Source organism: Candidatus Schekmanbacteria bacterium RIFCSPLOWO2_02_FULL_38_14 (assembly GCA_001790855.1).
GTDB lineage: Bacteria > Schekmanbacteria > GWA2-38-11 > GWA2-38-11 > GWA2-38-11 > 2-02-FULL-38-14-A.
In genome coordinates this window covers 1-2308 of sequence record MGDH01000004.1, presented here as the reverse complement: position 1 = coordinate 2308, position 2308 = coordinate 1, and the positions used below count along the sequence as shown (strand labels likewise).

The 2308-nt window shown below is 39.8% G+C and carries 1 protein-coding gene and 2 pseudogenes (1 of these 3 cut by a window edge); 1 reads left to right on the top strand and 2 read right to left on the bottom strand.

Annotated elements, in window-relative coordinates:
- Positions 1-30, top strand: a pseudogene (locus A3H37_09230) (hypothetical protein); it begins 225 nt to the left of the window's first position.
- Positions 31-260: 230 nt separating this feature from the next.
- On the opposite strand, the gene A3H37_09225 reads toward A3H37_09230, so the two are convergent.
- Together A3H37_09225 and A3H37_09220 are read right to left on the bottom strand one after the other, a co-directional pair.
- On the bottom strand, positions 261-1424 hold the full coding sequence (locus tag A3H37_09225) for a hypothetical protein (GenBank protein OGL51528.1): 1164 nt from the start codon (positions 1422-1424) through the stop codon (positions 261-263).
- Positions 1425-1794: 370 nt separating this feature from the next.
- A pseudogene (locus A3H37_09220) lies at positions 1795-2308 on the bottom strand (hypothetical protein).

Sequence of the window (2308 nt, the reverse complement as noted above, 5' to 3'; positions counted from 1 at the left end):
CTTCTGTGTAAACCAAAGGATATAAAATAAAACCCTAAATTCTAAATCCGAAATCCTAAACAATATATTTTAGCTATAAGCTTTAAGTTGTAAGCTTTTTAAAATTATGAATTCTAATTTTATGCTTTGATATTCTTTTGCTTTATAGCTTACGGCTTATAGCTGTTTTACCATTTGAATCTGTTTACCTGTGGTCTGCCCTGCCTGCGGTTGGCAGGTGCCAGCAGGCAGGGAATTTAGATATTAGGATTTAGTATTTTTCACTTCTTGCCTTTCCCTTTCTTCTTAAAACTCACCTTTACAGACTTTGGCCCATGAAGGGTGCTCGTGCCGTTCCTATCAATATCTTCAAGTTTGTAGTAATAGGTTTTGCCACTCTTCACTTTTTTATCAACAAGACTATACTCTGCACCTTTCGTAGTACTACCCTTTGCAGTAATGAGTTTTTTATTAATCTTCGCATAATTTCCATTCTCTGACTCGCTTCTTAAGATGTTAAATCCCACATTATCAATCTCTATCCCTGTTTCCCATTTCAAAGCCACTTTGCTCTCCTTTGCTTCTGCTGTAAAGGATGAGAGGGTAATTGCTGTGGGGATTTCTTCACTTTCGACGTAGAGGCGTTCTATCCTGATGTCCTGCTCAGTACCATCATAGGGCTCACCTGTGTTCACGAGTCCTGAACGAATGTTTGTAATATTGTTAGCTGTAGTTGTTATAATCATATTTGTAAAAGTTACATTAGCATTGGGCTGCTTTACAGCCCATGGAATAACTAGCTCCCAAGGTCCCGTTTCTGGAGGATTCCTTCTCCATGTGTCAGGAGGATTTCGGCGAACGCCCCGGCTCCCTCGAGAATCCAGTTCGCCATTTTCTGCTCCAACCGCTTGCGCGTGAGAAACAACTTCCCCTTGTAAATTTTGAACTGCATTAAAAACCTCATGTACCTCATGTATGATAACAGCAGACTGTAAGTCTAAAACCTGAGCTTGATTAACTGGAAACCTATTGTCATTTATACTGGCTGGAAACATAAGGATGTCATCTAAATCAAGGTGTTGAACTCCTCCTCCTCTGAACGCACCAGCAACAACACCTCCCGAATTCCTAATTATGTGCAGGGTTATTAGTACATCATTTTGAGCATTATAGTAATTTAGCCTTTGTGCAAAATTGTTTAGTGTTCCTGAAGTCGGTGTAAACGTAAGCTCGCTAAGAACGCCTTCAGAAGCCGTCCATGTTCCGCCTGTTGAAAAGGTGTTTAACATTCCAACGAAAGTGTTCCGATCCGCTCCATCACCAGACAATGTTATATTTGCCCAGACAGGCAATGCAGAACAGAAAGCTATTATAAATACAGTTGCTATAAGTATTATAGCCTTTTTCATTGAAGCTTCATACCATCTCATAACCTTTACCTCCATGGTTTAAGGTTTAATGAAAAAATTTTTCCTCTTTTTACTTATCACTATTCGCTGTTCACTGACCATTGCTCACTGTTTTCAGCTTCCCCCATTGAAGCACTGGGGGATGAGGCACTGGCTCTGGTTTGGGCCAGCACCAAGGTCATTCTTGCAGATCCCAAGCACTGCTTCTTCAGGAACAAGCTTCACTTTGGTTAAAGATGGTTTTTTGTAAGATTTCTTTTCCATAATTCCTCCCATATTTTAAATTCCAAATTACAAAATCCAAATATCAAATGAATGCCAAATGTCTAAAGTTCCATAAGAAGTTCTTTTTTTGTCATTTGAATTTTGAGCTTTGGCATTTGACATTTAACTTATGCATCTCTTATTATTTCTTTTTCCCTTTCTTCTTAAAACTCACCTTTACAGACTTTGGCCCATGAAGGGTGCTTGTGCCGTTCCTATCAATATCTTCAAGTTTGTAAAAATAGGTCTTGTTGGCTTGCGCACTTTTAGCTTTAAGCTTATAGCCTATTGCTAATATGTCATTATCAATAAACTTATAGCTCGCGCCTTTTGTGGCGCTCCCTTTTGCAGGGATGAGCTTTTTATTTATCTTAACATAATCTCCATTCTCTGCCTCTGCGCGCAGGATGTTAAAACCAACATTGTCAATCTCTGTAGCAGTCTTCCATTTAAGAACTACTCTCCTGCCCTTCTGCTCTGCGGTAAAGGAGGATAGTGTTATCAAAGTCGGTATAGGGTCGCAGGCATCTCCCAGTCCATTATTGTTATAATCTGCCTGGTCTGGATTATAGGTATTAGGACAATTGTCTGAAGCATTTACGATTCCATCTCCGTCTCTGTCGCTATCACAAGCATCACCGATCCCATCGCCATCA